Here is a 19150-nt window from a genome sequence, read left to right on the forward strand (position 1 = left end):
CAAGCCTACATCAAGCACATTCTTGACCGCATAGCTGTCGCTGACACATTAGAAAAACTCGAAGCCCTGCTGCCATGGAATGTAGAGCTGGATTAAGCTAAGTAGCCGTTCTGCAAGGGTGCTGATTTAGGGGCGCTTACTATTCAATAAAAAAATTATAAGGTTTATTATGAAAATAGATGCACTAACACCAAGTTTTGCCAGTCAGTTTCAATGCACTAAAGGCGACTGCCCTGAAAGCTGTTGCAGTAACCTAAATGTTTTTTTAGATAAAAACACACTAGACCTTTATTCATCGCACCCTGCCCTTATTCCTTTGGTTCAAGAACATCTAATAGGCACAGATGGTGAAGTTAAAAATCAAGGGCTAGTCATTTTAGGCAAAGACCCAGCAACAGGCACTTGCCCTTTATTAGATGCAGACGATGGCCTTTGTATTATGCGCCGCGACTTTGGTGAAGATGCTTTGGCGCAAATTTGCATTAGCTACCCAAGAATTGCTAACTGGCTGGGTGACGATTTATTTATCACTTTAAGCGAATCTTGCCCTGAAGCAGCACGGCTTTTAGTTGAAAGTGAAGATGCTATGGAATTAGGTTTTGGGGCATTTAATTTGCCCGAGCTAATGAACCTGCCAGAAAAACCAGATACTGTTATTAGTAATGATCGCTACCATTATTTACAAACAGTGTTAACTATTCTTAAACATCAAGAACAGCCTTTAGAATTACGTCTATTTATTATTGGATTATATACTGAACGTGCCGATGCCATTATAAATAACCCAGAACCCGATGCTGAAGCATTACCAAAATTAACTGAACTATTTTTTACTTTAATTGGCCAAGGTTATTTTGAAGAACAAGCTAAAAAAATGCAGAATCAAGATAAGCACGCTTTAGGTTTAGTACTACTTAATATATTACGAGAACAAGGCGTAAAAGGCAGCTTATATGAAGATGTTAGAAATGTACTTTACTGCCTTGAAGTTAATGAATTAGCCCCTTTTGATGAAGTCCATTTAGCACGTTTAAATCAAGCAGAATTAGTTTTTTTACTGCCTTTAATTGATAAAAACCCAGCAATGTTAGAAAACATTTTAACTAACTGGTTATTAACTAACTTATTCCCGCTAAGAAACCCAAGCCTTACACAAGGTTGGTTCAGTATAATGTTACGTTATTTATTATTTAAAACACTACTTAGCGGTACAGGTTTGCATCAAGGCAGGTTACAAAAAAGCGATGTAACTCGTATTACCTACCGTTTTTCTAGAAGTATTAATTTATCTAATATGTTACAAGAACTAGAAATAAACTTAGCCAGCCGCAATCTTAACAATATTTCAAGCATGGCTCATTCCTTACGTTTCTAATTTTATCAAGGCGGTTAAATTAATATGCAAGATATGAACTCAGCAACACAGCAACATATTAACGAAGCCAAGGCTAATACTGAAACAAATCCAAGATGTGGCGAAAGTTGGAAAACTTTAGGCTTGGCACTTAAAGAAATAGGCGACAACACCGAAGCTTTAAAAGCATTGCGTAAAGCTTCAATGTTATTACCAAAAGACCTTGATATATTTAAAGATTTAGCTGATATTTTATTATTAGAAAAAAACTATAGTCAAGCCATTGGTTATTTAAAGTATTTAACTAGCCAAGAACCTGAAAATTCAATTTATTGGAATAACCTTGGTTTAGTTTATTTAGAAGACAAGCAACCTAAATTAGCAGTTGAGTGCTTTCAGGAAGCGATTAAGCATGATATTAATTTTTTTGATGCTTATTCAAACCTAGCAAAAACCTATAAAAAAGAAAAACTTACTAAAGAATTTAGAAATACTTTAGTAAAAATGCAAAAACTGCCCCCTAAAGATGAGCAAGAATGGGCTGAATTAGCACATCAATGGATAGATTCAGACTTTACAAAAGAAGGTTTACTAGCTTTTAATCAGCTAATTGAGTTAAATCAAAACAATAAATTTATACCTTATTTAAAAGGTATATTTGCTTTTAAAAATGGCCATATGAAAAAAGCATTAGCTCTTTTCCAACAAGCCATTAAACTTACACCTAACGAACCTAAGCTAGTCATAGCATTAACGGTTATTATAAGTAAAAATGATCCAGAAGCAGCCATTGAGATTCTAAAAAAAGCAGAGCAAAGAATCCCTAACAATGTAGAAATATTACGCCAGCTTTGTATACTTCTTTACAATAACAAAAAGAATAAAGAAATTATAGGCTATTTAGAGAAGCTTATAGTGCTGGATCCTGATGCTGCAGCCTTTAAAATGATAGGTCACTATAAAAACCTTATTGGTGATCATGATAAAGCTATTCAAGCTTTTGAAGAAAGTATGTCAATGCAAGCTGAAAAAAATTACCAAACTGATAACTCATTAATCACTAATTATTCAATATCACTTATGTTTAACGAACAGCCAACCAAGGCGATTAAAATAATAAAAAAAGAATTAATAAAACAACCTAACAATACAGATTTTATTGGGCTATTATCACAAGCACTTTATAGAATAGGTGAGATTGATGAGTCTATAAAAATCTCTAAAAAAACAATTAATAAAAAACCTTATAACCCAAGCAATATAAGCAACTATTTTTTTGCTAGCATTCATTCGAATAAATTAAATATTGAAGAGTTATTTAAAGAACATAAAAAGTTTTCAAGTTTTTTTGAAAAGCCGATCAAACCTTTTTCAGAATATACCAATAAACCTGAGCCTGATAGAAAGTTAAAAATAGGTTTTGTCTCAGGTGATATGTGTGCTCATGCTGTAGCTTATTTTGCAATGTATGTTTTTGAAATACTAGATAACAATCAATTTGAATTAAGCGTATTTAATACTTTTGCACGTGAAGATAGCACAACACAAAAATTAAAAAATGCAGTCAATCAATGGTTTGATGTTGCTGAAATGGGTAACTATGAGTTAGCAGAATTTATAAAAAACCAAGAAATTGATATTTTAGTTGATTTATCAGGTCATACTGGACATAACCGCTTACCTACTTTTGCCTATAAACCAGCGCCTATTCAAATTACAGCCATAGGCTATCCCTATACAACAGGGCTTAATGCTATGGATTATGTTTTTATGAGTAGCCTAGTTAATAAAATTGAAGAATTCCAAAAATACTGGACGGAGAAATTTATAATTTTTCCACAAAAAGCACTTAACCTAAGACCCCAAAGAAGAAAAGAAGCTTCCAAAGTAACGGAGCAACTACCAGCCTACACGAATGGTTACTTTACCTATGCAAGTTTAAATCGCTTTAGTAAGATAAATGAAGCCAGTTTAAATACTTGGGTTATTATTTTACAGAAAAACCCAACATCAAAAATGCTATTAGGCAACGTTGAAAAAGATAAAGAACAAGAAATTATTGATTTTTTTGTGAAAAATAAGATTCCAGCAGACCGTTTAATTCTAAAACCCAGGTTAACTCTTATCGGATATATGGCGCTATTTAATCAAATAGACTTAATGTTAGATACTTGGCCCTATGGTGGCGGCACAACAACCAGTGATGCTCTATCAATGGGTGTACCAGTGCTTTCTTTAAAAGGAAACCATCCAGTTCAAGTATTAACACATACTATTCATTACTCACTAAATCTTGATAATTTTCTTGCTGACAATGTTACAGACTATATTAGTGCAGCTGTTGCTTGGGCTGAGCAGCTTGAAGAACTGCAAACAATACGCCTAGATTTAATTAATCGTCCAGAACTCATTGCCAATGAAGACGAAAACCCTAGCTACCTAAACTGGAATAAAGGTTTACGCATGGCTTGGCAACGTTGGTGTGCTGGCCTTCCGGTAGAGTCGTTCCGTATTCCTGATTAATCGCTATTAAAGAACGTATACAACAGGAATTAAAATTGTGAAAAAAAAACTACTTGCACCCAAATATGCGCGTGAATTTGTTTGTACTGGTCCTAAATGCCCAGAAGATTGCTGTGCAGAAAACTGGACAGTTACGATTGATGCAGCCACTTACCGCCTTTACCAAACCGACCCTAAGCTAAGCGCCCTTGTTATGCCATATTTACAGCCTAACAAAGACAGCACAACTCAAGCCATCAACCCAGCCACAATAAAGCCATTACCTAAAGTTGGTGGCTGCCCTATGCAACTTGCTAGTGGCCTTTGCAGTATTCATAAACAGTTTGGTGAAGGTGCATTAAGTGGCACTTGTGCCGTTTATCCACGTACTTATAAGCCACTAGGTACAGATCAATTATTAAGCATGGCTGATTCTTGCCCAGAAGTAACAAGGGCTTTGTTAAACGACCCTAACGCAATGCAACTAGAGTTTGGTGAAGTGAACGTTTGGGACAGAATGATTTTAAGTGATGAAACTGAATTTAATACCGACTATCAAGAACGCTACCAGCTATTGCAAGGGCTGTTAAGTATTTTGCAATACCGTCAATTAAGCTTTGAAATGCGACTTTTTGTTTGCAGCCTGCTTATTCCCCGTGCCGATCAACTGCTAGAACAAGTTAACTCAGAATCAGCTAACCCAGAACCAGCTAACCCAAAACAAACTGTGCAGCAGCTGTTACAGCACTTTTATACGCTTTTAGATGAAGGCTATTTTGCAACTCAAGCCAAACAACTAGCCAGCAAAGAACCTAGCGCATTAGATTTAGTGATTTTAAAAGACTTAATGCAAGAAAAAAACCAAAAAAACGCATTTGCTAAGCTGCTTGCTAAAACATTGCTTAGTTTAGGGGTAAGTAGCAGCACAGAAATTAATGAAAACACGGTAACAAAACTAGCTAGCCTACGCTTAGAATGGCTTACACCTTTTGAAGACAAACACCCTCACGCCCTAGAAAATATTTTTGTAAACTGGTTACTGCAATCAATTTTTCCAATTAACAGCGTTAAACTTGCTGATGGCTGGCTAAACCTAACCACGCGCTACCTACTACTTCGCACACTACTAATTGGTAACGCTACTGCCAATAAAGGCTTAAATTTAGACACAGCTACCTATTGTATTTACCGCTTTGGCCGCAACCTAAGCAGCTCTGACCAGCTTAAACGCTTGCTTTTAGAGCTAGTTGGCAAAGGACAAAATCAACCTGCCGCTTTTATTCGCAGCCTACAACTATAAAAAACTCAACTTTACTCTAAAGTTTTCTAAAACCCAGCCGAAAACCTAATTGTAAGCGGACTGAACCTAGCAAAAACAAGGTTTAAGTCTAGTTCATAACCGAAGGAGAAATACCATGGCTTTAGTCATTAATAGCAACATCGCTTCTCTGCAAGCACAGAAGAACCTTTCTAACACCCAAGCTAACCAAGCTACTACATTCCAGCGTTTATCTACTGGTCTACGTATTAACTCTGCTAAAGATGATGCGGGTGGTTTATACCTAGCTGAAGCTCAAACTAAAGACATTCGTGGTTTGAACATGGCTACACGTAATGCTGGTGACGGTATTTCTATGGCGCAAACTGCTGAAGGCGCACTAGACCAAATCGGTAAAAACTTACAACGTGTAAACGAATTAGCTATTCAGTCTGCTAACGGTTCATACAACGATGCAGCGCGTGGCGGTCTACAAAAAGAAGTTGACGAATTAACCCAAGAAATTAACCGTATCGTTGAAACAACTGAATTTAACGGTCAGAAATTACTAAGCAAAGATGCAACACAAACTGACCTACAAATCGGCTTTAAAAATGATGAAGGTTCAAGCATTAAAACCGGTTTAGAAGGTGGTTTAGCGGTTCAAGGCGATGTGCGTAAATTTGGTGTTGAAGGCTTAGAAGGCATTAGCTTCCATAATAAAGACCAAGCAAGTTTTGTTGCTAAAGATTTCTTAGCCAAACAACTATTAGCTGATGACGTTGACCCAGCAAAACTGAATGCTTCAGGTCAAGTATTTACATCTGTAGCTATCAGTACCTTAACAGGCTCTGATGAAGGCACTACAGCTAAAGAAATTGGTGATGGTCTTTCTGCTTTAGGTAAAGGTGAGTCTTTTACTGTTGATGGCATGACTTTCTCTCGTCAAGAACAAGCATTTGGTGACACTGCTGGTCAACAGTTAAAAATTGAATTCAACGGCAACGAAACTACCGTTGACGGTGCTTGGTCTGCTGCTGGTGCTTTCACACCAGCAACTACCATTAGCGCTACTGGCATGACTGATCTATTTGGTGATGCAAGAGAATCTGATTTAGCACCACTAGCTGATGATTACTTTGGTGCCGCTGCTATAACAAACACACCAGCAGCAGCAGCAGATTTAAAAACTAGCGACTTGCAAGTTTTTAGAGACGGTGCTTTAGCTGGTTTGAAAGGTGGTGAAAGCCTTGAAATTGATGGCATTACCTACGCACGTAGTGGTTCAGATACAGCAACTACTGGCGCTGGCGACTTAACTATTAGCAGCGACTATGGTTCAACAACCCTTACTGGTGCTTTTAGCAGCGTAGATGGTAAAGCACCAACTTCAATGTCTGATATGAATATGGGCGGTGCTGTATTAAAAGACGTATTCGCAAATGCAGACCAGGCAGTTCAAGAACGCGGTGTCATGGGTGATTTGCTAAACGGTGACTTGTCTGCAACTAAAACCATTGATATTAGCAGCCAAGCTAGCGCTAAAAATGCAATTGACTTCACTCGTGATTCAATTGACTTAGTTTCTGAACTACGCGCAACTTTTGGTGCTGTTCAAAACCGTTTTGAAGCCGTAATTTCAGGTAACAACACTTACACTGAAAACTTATCTGCTGCACGTAGCCGTGTACAAGATGCCGACTTTGCAGCAGAAACTGCTAACCTTGCTAAGCTACAAGTTCTACAGCAAGCAGGTACTTCAATTCTAGGTCAGGCTAACGCTTCTACTCAGTCTGTTCTAGGTCTACTATAAGCTTTAGCTTAATCGCTAACTTTTAGTAACTTGGTTTTAAATACTAAGTGCAAAAACCCTCAGCCTTGGCTGGGGGTTTTTTTCTGTCTTTTAATAACTACTTTTTTTAATGCCTGTTTAACTGTTTTTAGAAGTGTGTAGCTTTGTAGCCTAGCTAAAGATTTTGCTTAGGCTGCCGATATTTAGCTATCTACTTACTATTACTATATACGGGGTTATATCATGGTTACTGAATCACCTGGTATTAACAGCCACACACTTAGCACATCTGCTGCCATTCCTGCACAATACCCAACAAATAAGCCAAAAGCGTTAGAAGAAATTAGTCATTACCCTAAAAATGAAGCTTTAGAAAAGCCCTTGCGTGTTAACAATCTAACACTTACACAAACAGAAGAAAGCAAAGAAGAAAACAAAGAAGAAAACATTTCATTTAAAGAACTAGGTGTAGTGTTAGACGAAATAAATAAAACCATGTATTCAATGAATAAATCATTAAAATTCGAAGTGAATGATAAAACTGAAGACCTCGTTGTTCGGGTTATTAATACCGATACCGACCAAGTAATCCGCCAATACCCTTCTGAAGAAGTGCTTAAAAGAAAAGAGCAATTATTAGAAGGCGAAATGACGGAGTTTTCAGTACAAGTCGACTAAACTGTCTCAGTCGAATTAATTAAGGGGTATATTTTATGTCAAGTATTAGTTTTAATGGTTTAGGCTCTGGCCTACCTATCAAAGAAATTATTGAAGCAACCATGAAAGCGGAATCTGTTCCGTTGAAGCGTATGGAAGCAGAAAAAACTACCGCTAAAGAACAAATTAGTGCTTACGGCAGCTTAACCAGCCGTTTAGATGCACTAGCTTCTGCCATGAAAGACCTTAAAGGTGAAGAAAAATTTGAAACTGTTGCGTCCAAAAGTAGCAATGAATCAGCCTTTACTGCAACGGCAGATCACCGCTTAGGCGCTGTTGCGGGTAACTACAGCATTGAAGTTTTAAATAAAGCTGAAAGTTACCGCTGGGTTTCTGAATCATTAGATGACAAGCAAGCCTTTAGTGGCACTATTGACATTGACGGCGTAACACTTGAATTGGGTACGCCTGTACTTGATGCAGGTGGCGTTCCAACGGGTGAAAAAACACCTTGGTCTTTAGATGAACTGCGCCAAGCTATCAATGATAACGTCGATTTAAAAGACAAAGTTTCTGCCAATATCGTTAACGAAGGTAATGGACAAGCACGTTTAGTCTTAAATTCTAAAACTTCAGGTGATGAAGGGCGTTTAGAGATTGATCTTGCTGGTCTTAAACAACAAAACAAACTGAATGTAGACGATTCATTTAGCCAAAAAAATGCATTGATTGGTGGTGTTGATTACACACAAGTGCATTCTTCTGGCTTTTATTCACCAACTGAATTAGTTGAATCTGGCAGCATTAAGCTTTCTAATTTTAGTGGTTCAGGTACTTTATCTGATTTAACGGTTGATATTGCAGGTTTAAACCTTACCGATGCTGCTGCCAAAATCAATACTGAAATTGGTGCTTCTACATTAACAGGCAAACTAGAAGCTTTTATCGTTAATGAAGGTGGCAAAGATCGCTTAGAAGTGCGCTCTACCACGGGTATTAGTAACTTTAAAATGGCACTTGAAGACGTGGTGTTTGCTGAACAAGCCGTTGCTACTGATGCGACTAAAACAACACAAAACAACAACACCCATCCTGATTACAAGTCTTTAGATGCCAAAATCACTATTGACGGTATTGAAGCCACCAGCAGCACCAATAGCTTTAAAAACGTGGTTTCGGGTGTCGACATTACTTTAGGTGCAGATGCTGAAGTAGGTAACAAAGGCACACTGAACATTGCGCGTGATGATGCCTCGATTTCCGATAATATCGACCAATTTATTAAAGCTTATAATGATGTTGTTATTCACCTAAACGAAGCTAAGAAAGGTCCATTAGCATCTGAAGGTGTGATTCGTTCAGTTGAAAACATTTTAAGAGACACGCTTTTTACACCAACGGGTGACAGCAATGATTTACAAAACACCCTTGCCTCTATTGGTATTACTAGCTTTGTAGAAAAAGGTTGGGAGCCTGGTGAAGACTCAAGCTCGCGCAACGGTACACTAGAAATAGACCGCACCAAGCTAAACCAAATGCTCAGTGAAGACTTTGAAAAAGTTGCTTTTATTTTCGGCAACGAAGAAACAGGGTATGCTGCACGCTTTGAACAGGCCGCTCGCCGACTAACAGCCGACACTGTAGTTGATGGTGAAATTTCTAAAGGCTTAATTTCAACGCGTAAAACGGGTTTAAGTTCTCTGATTGGTCGCATTGATGACCGCATGGAATCAACCAATTTACGCCTTGAGCTATTAGAAGCACGCCTTTACAAACAATTTAACGCAGCCGATATTATATCAGCGCAATTTAATTCAACTGCCAGTTACCTTACCCAACAAATGGATAATTTACCCGGCTACACACGCAAATAAGTAGAGAGTTGAACCATGAGTTATAAAAAATCATTACGCGGTGTTTTTCAATATGCCAAAGGCAGCGACAGAGAAGCAGAAGTAAACAATGCTTCACCGCACCGCTTAATTCAAATATTGATGGAGTCGTTAACCGGTTATTTGGCAGCAGGCAAAGGCGCTTTAGAACGCAAAGACACACCGGCAGCAACGCAAGCTTTAACCCGCGCCCAAGCGATTATTATTGAGCTACGGACTTGCATTGACTTTGAAAAAGGTGGTGAAGCCATGACAACCCTAGATTCAGTCTATGATTTTATGGGTCGTCACCTTTCAGAAGCGCGAGCAGGCAACGATGCTAAAGCCGTTCAAGAAGTAATTGCAGCGTTTCGTCCCATTAAAGAAGCGTGGGATGCACTCGGTCAAGAATAATGGCACGGTTTTTGCTGTTACTAATACCAAGTAAGAAGTAAAGCTAACCTAGCAAATTGATCGGCAAACACTTGCCGGTCTTGCTGAAAAAACCGGAAAGCCCTTGCCCTATTTTAAAGGCTTGCCGCATTAAAGAACCAAGGAGATTTTAAGATGGCAATGGTACTTAATACCAACATCGCTTCAATGAACGCCCAGCGCAACTTGTCTACAACACAAGCGCAGCAAGCAACCACTTTCCAACGCTTGTCTACTGGCTTGCGTATTAACTCCGCAAAAGATGATGCTGCAGGTCTTTACTTAGCCCAAAGCCAAACCAAAGACATTCGCGGTTTGAATATGGCAACGCGTAATGCCAGCGACGGCATTTCAATGGCACAAACCGCTGAAGGCGCGTTAGACCAAGTGGGTCAAAACCTACAGCGTATTAACGAACTAGCCATTCAATCAGCGAACGGTACTTACAACGACGCTGCACGTGAAGGTCTACAAAAAGAAGTCGATCAGTTAACTCAAGAAATTAACCGCATTGTAGAAACCACCGAATTTAACGGCAAAAAACTACTTAGCCCAGAAGCCACAGCAACCACGCTACAAATTGGCTTTCGTGATGACCTAGGTTCGCGCATTGAAACCGGCCTAGAAGGTGGTTTAGTCGCACAAGGCGATACCAATATTTTTACTTTTGAAGGCGCGGGCAAAAACTTTGCAACCCAAGGGCAAGCTAATGCTGCGGGCTACCTTGCCCTAGCACAAAATTTACTAAAAGACGATGTACACCCTAATACAGTTTTAGATTCTTCTACTGGTGCTACCTATGCAACTGATATAACCCTTGGTACCTTAACTGGTAATACAGGTGACAAAATTAAAGAAGAATTGCAGCAACTAGGTAATGGCCAGTCCGTTACTGTTGATGGCATGACTTTTACCCGCCAAGCGAGTAACCCACTCGATAAAGTGGGTACCGAACTAGAAATTAGTTTTGACGGTAAAACTACTACTGTTAATGCAGCATGGGATGCATCAGATGGTAAATATACTCCAACTGCAAAAATTTCATCTGAAAATATGACAGACTTATTTGGTGGTGCAGTTGCTGCTACTGCTCCTGGAAGCAAACCAAACAGTGAAAACCAACCCCTTGCCGCTGAGTTTTTTGGTGCTGCTGGCACTACAGTCTTTGCAGCTATTGACATTAATAATATGAAAATAGCACCTAAGTTAGAGGCATTGCTAGCAGGTGAAAAAGTTGAATTAGATGGCATTACCTACGCCCGTGGTTCCGGTACCAGTGCTTCTGATTTAAACATTACCTATAAAGCCAATACCATAAAAATGCCAGGTATTTTTTCTACGGATACTGAAATACCAGGTATAAAAGCTACAGCACCTACTACTCTTGGGATGACAACAATTCAGTCTAAAGAGCTATTTGGCGAAGCATCTACTAAGCTTAACAATATGTCGACCTTGTTGGATGGTGATTTATCAGGCACAAAAGTCATTGATATTAGCAACCCTGAATCAGCACGCAAAGCCATTGATTTTACCCGTGAATCCATTGATATTATTTCAGAAATTCGCGCTACCTTTGGTGCGGTGATGAACCGTTTTGAAGCGGTTATTTCGGGCAACCAAACCTATGGCGAAAACTTATCCGCAGCACGCAGCCGTATTCAAGATGCTGACTTTGCAACAGAAACCGCCAACCTTGCTAAGCAACAAGTATTACAGCAAGCCGGTGTTGCTTCACTTAGCCAAGCCAACGCCTCTTCACAGGCAATCCTTAGCCTACTAGGTTAAGCTTAGAGGTTAGGTTAAACTAAGCACTAACTAGCAACGGGCAGCCACACGCTGCCCGTTCTATTTAATAAGCTCAAGCAACAAATGCGTTAATTCAAGCAACAAACGAACCACTAAGAATCAAAGCAAGCGTTAAAAAAGAGAATCAAATCAATGATGAAACGTCGCCAAACGCCTTACCAAATGCAAAAATCTGCAGCTGCTTGGGCTTCACAAGTCAACAACAACCGCCATTTAGAACAAGAAGTCAACGAAGCCGACGGTCATAAATTGATTCAAATGCTGTATGCAGCACTGATAAGCCACCTAGACAACGCAGGCCGTGGTTTAGCGCGTGGCGATGGTGTTTCTAAAACTAAATGGTTAAGCAAAGCACAAGCCTGTATCAGCGAAGCGCGTGCCTCGTTACGCCACGACATTAGCCCAGAATTTGCAGCAGTGATGTTTAGCCTTTACGAATACGCCGAACAGCTTGTTGTAAAAGCCAAACTAAAACCCCTAACGCCTATCGGCAATAAAGAAGCCATTGCCCTAGTCGCAGAATGCTATAAATTGCTAAAACCAATTAAAGAAGCTTGGGATGCAACAGCTGAAGAAGCCCGTGCTTTTCGTATTGACTTACACGAAAAACAACAACAAATCATCGCTGATGCCGCTGCTAAAAAGGACACCCCTTAAACCATGAGTACCGCCAAGCCTATTGCAGAACTAACCCCAAACCAAGCCTTGCAACGGGCAGTTAAAGCCAGCGAACTGCTGCTAGTCGAGCTGAACAAAAATAACAACACAGCCGACGAACTCGAAACCACGCTATCCAAAATCGAAAAACTACAAACCCTGCGCGACCAATTGATCCACCAAGTATTTAGCGAGCTTTGGAGCGAGGCACAAGTTGCACAACAAGCTGCCGACTTTGCAAAACTAGACACGTTAGACAAACAACTGCAAAAACTTGCCAAAACCCTACGCACCAACCTCCACCAATTACGCACCGACAATCAACAAGGCCGCAAAGCCATCAGTGCCTATGGCAAAGCCAAAGGGCAATTTTTGCGCTAATTTTCTGCTATAGTTCCTGTTATTTTTTATCTTTTTTTTACGATAAATTTTTACATTAAACAGGAATCTTCACCTATGTTATCTGCCCTGCTGCCTTCCATTGCCCAACGCCTTGCCACTGAATTAAACGTTAGAGAAGCCCAAGTAGCCGCTACGGTTGCTTTGCTAGACGAAGGGGCTAGCGTGCCGTTTATTTCACGTTACCGTAAAGAAGCAACGGGCGGTTTAGACGACACTCAGCTGCGTAACCTTGACGAACGCCTGCGTTATTTGCGCGAATTAGAAGAACGCCGCACTGCTGTAGTGGCTTCGGTTGAAGAGCAAGGCACGCTAAGCGATGCACTGAAAACACAACTGCTGCAAGCCGACACTAAACAGCGCCTTGAAGATTTATACCTGCCTTACAAACCCAAACGTCGTACCAAAGCGCAAATTGCCCGCGAAGCCGGTATTGAACCCCTTGCCGATGCCCTGCTTTTAAACCCCAACCTAACCCCTGAAACTCAAGCCACCGCTTATATTCACATTGAAGCAGGCTTTGCCGATGAAAAAGCCGTGTTAGATGGCGCTAAGCAATTGCTGATGGAACGCTTTTCTGAAGACCCCGAACTTTCAGGCCGTCTGCGGGATTCACTATGGCAAGATGGCTTATTAAGCAGCCGAGTAATTGCTGGGCAAGAAAATGCCGGTGCTAAGTTTCGTGATTACTTTGAACACGATGAGAACCTTGCCAAAACCCCTTCACACCGTGCTTTAGCCATGTTCCGTGGGCGTAACGAAGGTTTTTTATCGCTTAGCATTAAGCTTGTGGGTGAAGATGCAATGAAATCTCACCCAAGTGAAGCAGTGATAGCAGAGCATTTTGGTATTAAAGACACTGGCCGTGCTGCGGATAAGTGGCTAAACGAAGTGGTGCGCTGGACATGGAAAGTTAAACTTTACACTCGCTTAGAAACCGAGCTGCTTACCCGTTTGCGTGAACTGGCCGAAGAAGCTGCCATCCAAGTCTTCGCCGATAACCTAAAAGATGTGCTGCTAGCCGCCCCAGCCGGTGCTAAAACGACCCTAGCCCTTGACCCAGGCATTCGTACTGGCTGTAAAGTAGCCGTGGTGGATGCCACCGGAAAATTGTTAGATTACACCACCATTTACCCCCACCAACCCAAAAACCAGTGGCGTGAATCGTTAGCTGTGTTAGATGCCCTGTGTAAAAAGCATGGTGTAGAACTGATTGCGATTGGCAACGGCACCGCCAGCCGCGAAACTGACAAGCTGGTAGGTGAATTGCTTGCCAGTCAAGCAATACAAGCCCGTAAGGTGATGGTAAACGAGGCTGGTGCGTCTATTTATTCTGCCTCTGAATTTGCGGCGCGTGAGTTTCCTGATTTAGACGTCACCATTCGTGGTGCAGTTTCTATTGCTCGCCGCCTGCAAGACCCCTTGGCTGAACTGGTTAAACTAGAGCCTAAATCCATAGGCGTGGGGCAATATCAACATGACGTTTCCCAAATGCAGCTAGCACGCTCGTTAGATGCGGTCGTCGAAGACTGTGTAAACGGTGTGGGCGTTGATTTAAACATGGCATCCGCACCCTTGTTAGCGCGAACGTCTGGGCTAAGCACCAGCTTGGCAGAAAACATAGTGGCACTACGTGATGAACAAGGGGCATTCACGTCACGCCGCCAGTTGTTAGACGTAAAACGCCTTGGCCCCAAAGCTTATGAACAATGCGCCGGTTTCTTACGCATTCGCAACGCTAAAAACCCATTAGATGCCTCAGCGGTTCACCCAGAAGCTTACCCTTTAGTAGAAAAAATCGCCAAAGCTCACCAGCGTGATTTAGCTAGCTTAATCGGTGACAGCAGTTTTCTAAGAAGCCTTAATGCCGCTGATTACACGGATGAACGCTTTGGCTTGCCTACCGTAACCGACATTCTTAAAGAGTTAGACAAACCTGGCAGAGACCCGCGACCTGAATTTAAAGCCGCCGAATTTTTAGAAGGCGTGGAAGATATAAAAGACCTAAAACTAGGCATGGTATTAGAAGGCGTAGTAACTAACGTCGCTAATTTTGGTGCTTTTGTGGATATCGGTGTACACCAAGATGGCCTAGTTCACATTTCAGCCCTAGCTGACACTTTTATAAAAGACCCGCGAGACCTAGTAAAAGCCGGTGATATTATCAAGGTTAAAGTCATGGAAATTGACATAGAACGCCGTCGCATCGCTCTAAGCTGTCGCATGAGTGACCAGCCTAGCGATACAAACAACAGCAACAGCGCAAGAGCCAGCCAACAAGCCAGCACGCATAACCAGCGATCTGCCAAACCAGCAACACTAGGCAACACCTTAGGTGGTTTACTACTAGCAGCGCAGAAAAAAAAAGAAATTGATTTAACTAATCGTGCGTAAGCCACCAGTAAAAGTTACCAAAAAAAAGCGAGTTGTTGCCCGTATTCACGAAAAAGTACGCAACAGCCGCCTTGATTTGCAGCATAAAATCACCCATAGCCTGATTCGTGAAAACCAAGCGACCGGCTATGCGTTGGAAGATTTAGCTATAAAGAACATGGTAAAGAACCGCAAACTTGCCAAATCCATCAGCGATGTTAGCTGGGGTCAGCTTATAACCCTGCTAACTTACAAAACTAGCTGGTATGGCAAAAATATTCTAAAAGTAGGCCGGTTCTTTGCCAGTAGTAAAATTTGCTCGCCTTGTTAGTACCAACTCGACAAGGCACTCAAAGTACGAGGTCTTACGCAATTTTGATAAAACTGGTGCGCTCGGTGAGATTCGAACTCACGACCTATCCCTTAGGAGGGGATTGCTCTATCCAGCTGAGCTACGAACGCATAACTATTTTCTAAGTTAAATGCAGGCGCAAATTATACGCAGGCTATTTAGGTACGTCTACACGCCTAGCTTCGCGCTGTAGAAAAATCACAAAGCGGTCTATTTCTGCCTGCATACTGGGTTCAGTATCCACAAAACGAAACCCGCAAGTGGTGCGATTATTTTTTTCATCATAAACCACATGACGCGCTTCAACCTGAACAATGAGCTTTTTCTCAAATGCTTTTAAATTAATCGTCATTTGCTCAAACAGTTCTAAATCTTTGAAATGTGGTTCAATTAAGCTGTCAAACTCTAATTTACAGCCGGTGCTTGACATATCCATCAGTCTAGCAACTAAAGGCTGTAGTGGTTCTTTACGAGTAAAAGACAACAAAGTAACGGGTAAATTATTACCCAGCATAACGGCTGCACGAAAAGCATCACGCTTTTGGTTATGAATTAACTCATGGGGAAAAGGAATACGATAAACTACACCATCATTCTCATCTAATATTTTTATAGCTTGGCATTTAGTAAAAAAAACCGTAATGCCCTGGTCAGTACCCCGTACTGAAAACGTTTCATTGGCTAAAATACGCTTATGACCACTGGTTTGATTAAGTTCATCTAAATAAAAAACCTGTTCTTTACGGTCAACGGCCAACACTAAACTTAAATACTTTTGTTCAACACCCTTAAAACTTACCGTTACTGGCAAATGCTGCCGTTGCAGTGAACTAAGCACACTGGCAACTTCTGCAGGACGATTAATAATGTGCTCAGCATCATGAGTCATAAATTAAGCCTTACCTAAACTTCCAAGCGTATTAAGATTGCCTGAACTACCGGCTGGATTATAAACTTTAACTTTATTTTGACTAGTTTTAAAACTGCTTAACAATAAATCAAAGTGTTGTGTCGCGCGGTTAATTAAACGCCCATTCACTGAATTAGCTTTTTGAACCTGTTCCAATTCATTAACTAACTGCTTCCAACCTTGGCGCATCGATTTTTCCATATCTGGGGGTAAATGGGTTAAAAAACCTTCGACACCTTCAATATCGGCAGTAAAACCTTCGGCTTCTAAAAATGCTTTACGTTGGTCAATATCTTGCTGAATCAACTTTAACAGTGCATTTTTACGCTCAGTTAAAACTTCTAAAGTATCGGGCGTAGCACTAGGTTTCTGCAGCAGTGCTTTTTCTTCTTCTAATAGCTTACTAAGCACCTGAAAATTCTTAATGGATTGTAAAAGTAATTTTTTGAAAGTCTGCATACTTAATTTAGGTTCAGGCATTTAAAACAAACTCCACAATAAAAAAAGCCCACCTAGGTAAATCAAGGTAGGCTTTAATAGGTTATGCACTAACTCTAGCTCAGTTATTTATAATCTAAACCTTAGCTTCAAGGCCCATAAGCTTGCCAGCAAGCTTACTATAATCGATCTGATAACTACCATCGGCAATTTGCTTTTTTAAAGCATCAACGCGTTCTGAGTCAAAAGAACCTAGATCATCATTTTTAAATAAGCTTTGCGCTTGGGCACTTAATTGAACACGATCAGCCACAGAACTAGTCACTGCAGCTTCGGTTGTTGCACTAACACCTTTAGCTGGAGAAGACTGGTCAGAACCCCTAACCCTAGGGGTAAGGCTGCTGCCAACACTGTTAAAATCAATAGCCATGACTGGATACTCGTTTTGTTAAATCAAATTAAACCTACTGCTCTTATAAGGTTTTCGACCAAACAAGCAAAAACTTTAGGTTTTTTTATAAAAAAGGCGCATCTATTTAGTAGCGAACTTCCACGCGACCACGCGCAACAACTAAAGCACGAATCACCCGATTAGACTGTAAATTACGTACCCTAACTTGATCGCCAACCTTGCCATTGTCTAAAGCCTCACCATTCATACGCACGCTTAACGTGCCATTAGTTGAAACAATAGTAATTTGTTCGCCACGGTTAACCGCATCTTTTATTAACACATCATTACTAGTAATAACCTCACCAACGCGTACACGGCTACGTAGCATTACACCTTGCAATTTTGTAAAGTTAGTAAAATAATCACCTCGCACGTTCGCTACATCAACTTCAGCAAAGCTTAACATCGAGTCTGTTAAGTTAGCTTTGCGTGGTAAATCAGTTCGTGCTACAACTACTTTTAAGTAATGGGCGATGTCTGCACTCAGGTAAATAAACCAGTCTTTATCTAAACAGCTCACTTTTAAGTTAACTCGCCCCCGCAACGCATTATTACCCTGCACTTCAACCACCAAAGGGCTGGCACAAGCAGCTAAACGCAGACGAGAATTCAAATTGGATAGTTTGGCTTCATAGCGACCTGGTTGTTGGCTCAGTTGCTGATCTACCCAGCGATATGCCTCTGCTTCTAACTGACTAATATCTTGCAATGCTTGTGCTGAGACTAAATGACTAATAACAAACATTAGCGCAGTTAAAATCAACCTAAACCTATATTTACTCAACATAACTCACAACTCTAACAAGGAAATTTAGAAATCTTTTGCTTAGCAGTTTATACTCAACCTTTAGTTAAATATCACGACTGGTGGAACTAGAAGATTATTTTATGACAAATTCTGCAGGCAAGTTAGCCGCACGCAATAAAATTGCCGGTGGTAATCGTATGGAGCTTTTGCTGTTTCGATTAAAAGGCAGACAGCTTTACGGTATTAATGTTTTTAAAGTTAAGGAAATAATTCCTTGCCCACGACTCACTAGCTTGCCGCATCATACAGCAGAAGTTAGAGGTGTGGCGCACGTCCGTGAAGGAACCATTTCTATCGTCGATTTAGGCATGGCAATTCGTCAACCACCGATGCAAAACCCACGTGAAAGCTTTGTTATCGTGACTGAATATAACCGTCGCACTCAAGGTTTTTTAGTGCGTGAAGTTGATCGGATTGTCAATATTGACTGGGAAGAAGTACATCCACCGCCCAAAGGTAGCGGTAAAAATAGTTTTTTAACGGCCATTACGCAAATGGATAATCAACTGATAGAAATCATTGATGTTGAAAAAATCATTGCCAGCGTTGACCCTTTTGCTCACAGTGTTTCTAGCGGTATTTTAACCGAAGAAATTAAAGCGGCGGCCAGCAAATTCCACATTTTATTAGTCGATGACTCTAGTGTAGCGCGTAATCAAGTAGAGCGTAATCTTTCAGAGACCGGCGTACAATTCACTAGCCTAACTAATGGTAAAGAAGCGTTAGATTACCTAAATAACTTGGCAGATGAAGGCATTAATATCTGCGATCAATTTTTAATGATTATTTCAGACATCGAAATGCCGGAGATGGATGGCTATACGCTAACGAATCGAATCAAACAAGATCCTCGCCTATCAAATTTAACTGTACTTTTGCATTCTTCTTTAAGCGGTATTTTTAACGAAGCAATGGTTAAAAAAGTAGGGGCTAACTTCTTTTTAGCAAAATATGATGCCGATGAACTTGCTAGAGTCGTTATTGGTGAAATAACTAAGGCTGCAGGACTTAAAGGGTGACTTAACAACCCCCTTTAGTGTAAGTTAGCTCGTTATTATATTTTATTCTTTGTAATGTTACCTGC

18 protein-coding genes and 1 tRNA gene are annotated in these 19150 nt (G+C 40.6%); 14 read left to right on the forward strand and 5 right to left on the reverse strand.

The window, feature by feature from the left end:
* The 13 genes from VJY63_RS09015 to VJY63_RS09075 all read left to right on the forward strand — a co-directional run.
* Positions 1-96 (forward strand): transposase domain-containing protein (locus VJY63_RS09015; RefSeq protein WP_324049338.1); only part of this gene is annotated, 96 nt, incomplete at its 5' end.
* A gap of 73 nt (positions 97-169) precedes the next feature.
* On the forward strand, positions 170-1375 hold the full coding sequence (fliB, locus tag VJY63_RS09020) for a flagellin lysine-N-methylase (protein ID WP_324050107.1): 1206 nt from the start codon (positions 170-172) through the stop codon (positions 1373-1375).
* A gap of 24 nt (positions 1376-1399) precedes the next feature.
* A complete protein-coding gene (locus VJY63_RS09025) occupies positions 1400-3877 on the forward strand; it encodes a tetratricopeptide repeat protein (RefSeq protein WP_324050108.1) in 2478 nt (825 codons plus the stop codon).
* A gap of 37 nt (positions 3878-3914) precedes the next feature.
* Positions 3915-5156 carry a flagellin lysine-N-methylase gene (gene fliB / locus VJY63_RS09030; RefSeq protein WP_324050110.1) on the forward strand — a complete coding sequence of 414 codons (1242 nt, stop codon included), beginning with the start codon at positions 3915-3917 and terminating at the stop codon, positions 5154-5156.
* Positions 5157-5271: 115 nt separating this feature from the next.
* The gene (locus VJY63_RS09035; RefSeq protein ID WP_324050112.1) at positions 5272-6927 is read left to right on the forward strand and encodes a flagellin; all 1656 of its coding nucleotides are present in this window, start codon (positions 5272-5274) and stop codon (positions 6925-6927) included.
* A gap of 222 nt (positions 6928-7149) precedes the next feature.
* A complete protein-coding gene (locus VJY63_RS09040) occupies positions 7150-7584 on the forward strand; it encodes a flagellar protein FlaG (RefSeq protein WP_324050114.1) in 435 nt (144 codons plus the stop codon).
* A gap of 35 nt (positions 7585-7619) precedes the next feature.
* The gene (gene fliD, locus VJY63_RS09045; RefSeq protein WP_324050116.1) at positions 7620-9437 is read left to right on the forward strand and encodes a flagellar filament capping protein FliD; all 1818 of its coding nucleotides are present in this window, start codon (positions 7620-7622) and stop codon (positions 9435-9437) included.
* 15 nt (positions 9438-9452) lie between these two features.
* A complete protein-coding gene (gene fliS / locus VJY63_RS09050; RefSeq protein WP_324050118.1) occupies positions 9453-9848 on the forward strand; it encodes a flagellar export chaperone FliS in 396 nt (131 codons plus the stop codon).
* Positions 9849-10001: 153 nt separating this feature from the next.
* Entirely contained in the window at positions 10002-11654 is a 1653-nt protein-coding gene (locus VJY63_RS09055) for a flagellin (protein WP_324050120.1), read from the forward strand.
* A gap of 153 nt (positions 11655-11807) precedes the next feature.
* The gene (locus VJY63_RS09060) at positions 11808-12332 is read left to right on the forward strand and encodes a flagellar export chaperone FliS (RefSeq protein ID WP_324050122.1); all 525 of its coding nucleotides are present in this window, start codon (positions 11808-11810) and stop codon (positions 12330-12332) included.
* Positions 12333-12335: 3 nt separating this feature from the next.
* On the forward strand, positions 12336-12713 hold the full coding sequence (locus VJY63_RS09065) for a hypothetical protein (protein WP_324050124.1): 378 nt from the start codon (positions 12336-12338) through the stop codon (positions 12711-12713).
* 75 nt (positions 12714-12788) lie between these two features.
* The gene (locus VJY63_RS09070) at positions 12789-15125 is read left to right on the forward strand and encodes a Tex family protein (RefSeq protein WP_324050126.1); all 2337 of its coding nucleotides are present in this window, start codon (positions 12789-12791) and stop codon (positions 15123-15125) included.
* A complete protein-coding gene (locus VJY63_RS09075) occupies positions 15118-15435 on the forward strand; it encodes an RNA-guided endonuclease TnpB family protein (protein WP_324050128.1) in 318 nt (105 codons plus the stop codon). Before VJY63_RS09070 ends, VJY63_RS09075 begins: the two co-directional genes overlap by 8 nt.
* Positions 15436-15489: 54 nt before the next feature.
* Here VJY63_RS09075 and VJY63_RS09080 read toward each other — a convergent pair.
* From VJY63_RS09080 to flgA, 5 genes are all read right to left on the reverse strand, one after another.
* Positions 15490-15566 (reverse strand) — tRNA-Arg (locus VJY63_RS09080).
* Between the two features lie 44 nt (positions 15567-15610).
* Positions 15611-16345: a flagellar brake protein gene (locus VJY63_RS09085; protein WP_324050130.1), complete on the reverse strand. Its 735-nt coding sequence runs from the start codon at positions 16343-16345 to the stop codon at positions 15611-15613.
* A gap of 3 nt (positions 16346-16348) precedes the next feature.
* Entirely contained in the window at positions 16349-16846 is a 498-nt protein-coding gene (locus VJY63_RS09090) for a flagellar protein FlgN (protein ID WP_324050132.1), read from the reverse strand.
* A 94-nt stretch (positions 16847-16940) separates the two neighbouring features.
* Positions 16941-17234, reverse strand: a complete 294-nt coding sequence (gene flgM, locus VJY63_RS09095) for a flagellar biosynthesis anti-sigma factor FlgM (protein ID WP_324050134.1) — start codon at positions 17232-17234, stop codon at positions 16941-16943.
* Positions 17235-17340: 106 nt separating this feature from the next.
* A complete protein-coding gene (gene flgA, locus VJY63_RS09100; protein ID WP_324050136.1) occupies positions 17341-18045 on the reverse strand; it encodes a flagellar basal body P-ring formation chaperone FlgA in 705 nt (234 codons plus the stop codon).
* 101 nt (positions 18046-18146) lie between these two features.
* On the opposite strand from flgA, the gene VJY63_RS09105 reads away from it, so the two are divergent.
* Positions 18147-19085, forward strand: coding sequence for a chemotaxis protein CheV (locus tag VJY63_RS09105; protein ID WP_324050138.1), 939 nt, complete (start codon positions 18147-18149; stop codon positions 19083-19085).
* The last annotated feature ends 65 nt before the right edge of the window (positions 19086-19150 follow it).

This window comes from Marinospirillum sp., assembly GCF_035271045.1.
Classification (GTDB): Bacteria; Pseudomonadota; Gammaproteobacteria; order Pseudomonadales; family Halomonadaceae; genus Marinospirillum.